The following is a 1,689-nucleotide window of genomic DNA, read 5'->3' on the forward strand; positions in this document are numbered from 1 at the left end:
CTGCGCATACCGCGACAGGCACGCCTGCTGCTGCGCATCGCTGCCTCCCACCACCAGCACCCGCTCCTCCTGCGAAGGCCAGCGCATACCCGTCGAGGGCGTGCATACGACCCAGTCCGCGACCAGCGTCAGCTGACCAACCGGCATGGCCGACTGCCTCGCAGGAACCTGCACTGTCGCTGCCGCTGCTTCCGGCCTTGCCTTCGCCTGCCCCGGCAGGCCCCCCAGCACGCGGCTGCTGAAGCCGCGCAGCTGCACGCACACCCGACCTTCGGCGTCCACCAGCGACACGTCCAGCTTCAGCACCGCATCGCCGACCGTGCTGCCCGCGCTCTGGCGCACCACCGCCACCGCCCTCTCCGGCACCGCCCCGTACAGCTCCACCGCCTCCACCGCGAACGGCAGCGATGGCTTGTCCTGCGGTTGCGCAAGGACCAGCCCGATGAACGCCTGTTGGGCTCCGTCCAGCAAGCTCGGCGGCAGCACGAACACCCCGGCCTGGTCGCGGGCCTGCGACGGCATCTGCACGTCACCCAGCGCCATCGGTCGACCCGCCGCGTCCTGACCCACCCAGACTTGCGCAAGCACCCGGAACGCCGGGCCGTATTCCAGCCCCATCCGCGCAAAGCCCGCGTAGCAGGCCTCTGCCGACAACACCTGCGAACACTGCGACCGCAGCCGCCCCAGGTCCTCGAGCGGCGCATCCGCCGCCGCCGCAACCCGCGCACGCCCCTGTGCATGCACCCGCGCCTCCTCCTCGCCCACGACCTGGGTGTACACCTCGAAGCTCACCAACCCAACGTCCTGCGGCACAAGCGCAATGTGCACCTCCACCGGCGCATCACCCACCACCACAGGCTGCGTGAACACCACCTGCTCCAGCCGCACGTCCCGCGCCTGTGGCGCCGCGAGCTCCAGCGCCTGCACCACCGCCGCGCGCGCAAGCTCCAGGTACGCAACCCCGGGCAGCACCCGCTGCCCCTTCACCACGTGGTCCGCAAGGAAGAACTCCTCCCCCGTGAACACCGAGCTGAAGCGCTGCTCGGCCAAGCTCGAGGTGTTGCGGTGCATCAGCGGATGCAACTGCTCGCTGACAGGGTTCTTCGCGAAAACCGCCCCCGGTACCGATGACGCCTGTGCTTGCGCTTGCGGCTTCTGCATCTGCGGCACCCAGTACTGTTCTTTGGCGAACGGATAGGTCGGCAAGCTGATCCGCCTCGGCGCCACTTCGCCGTCGTACAGCCGCGTCCAGTCGAACGCCAGTCCCTGTGCCCACAGCTCGACGAGCTTGTGCAGCTTGCCGCGCGCCACCCATTTGCCGATCGCCTCCTGCAGCTCCTCATCCGTGCTGAAGACGCCCCATGCATCCTTGTCGCGCTTGAGCTCCCCGCGATAAAGACCTTCGACGCTCTTCTCGCCTGCCAGGTACTGCGCCAGCTTGACCTTGAGCTCCTCCAGCGTGCTCACCACGCACGCCAGCCTCACCTCCATCGCCTCGCGCCCCACCTGCAGCGTGTACGCAATGTCCGCCAGATCCTCGTCCGTGCACCCCTGGCGCTCCACATGCGACAGCAGCCGATGCACCGCCTCGCGCAGCCGCTCCTCGCGCCGGGCCGACAGCACCACCACGGCCGGGCGCTGCGGCGTCACCGCCACCCTCGCCCGCGCAGGCTCGGCAGCCCGGTACTC

The 1,689-nt window shown here is 69.4% G+C and carries 1 protein-coding gene; it reads right to left on the reverse strand.

The features are described from left to right. On the reverse strand, nt 1-1,650 hold a 1,650-nt coding region (locus BMY35_RS39085), incomplete at its 3' end, for a polyketide synthase dehydratase domain-containing protein (RefSeq protein WP_143080856.1). Between the last annotated feature and the right edge of the window lie 39 nt (nt 1,651-1,689).

Origin of the sequence: Variovorax sp. YR750 (assembly GCF_900109805.1) — a bacterium.
GTDB classification, from domain to species: domain Bacteria; phylum Pseudomonadota; class Gammaproteobacteria; order Burkholderiales; family Burkholderiaceae_C; genus Variovorax; species Variovorax gossypii.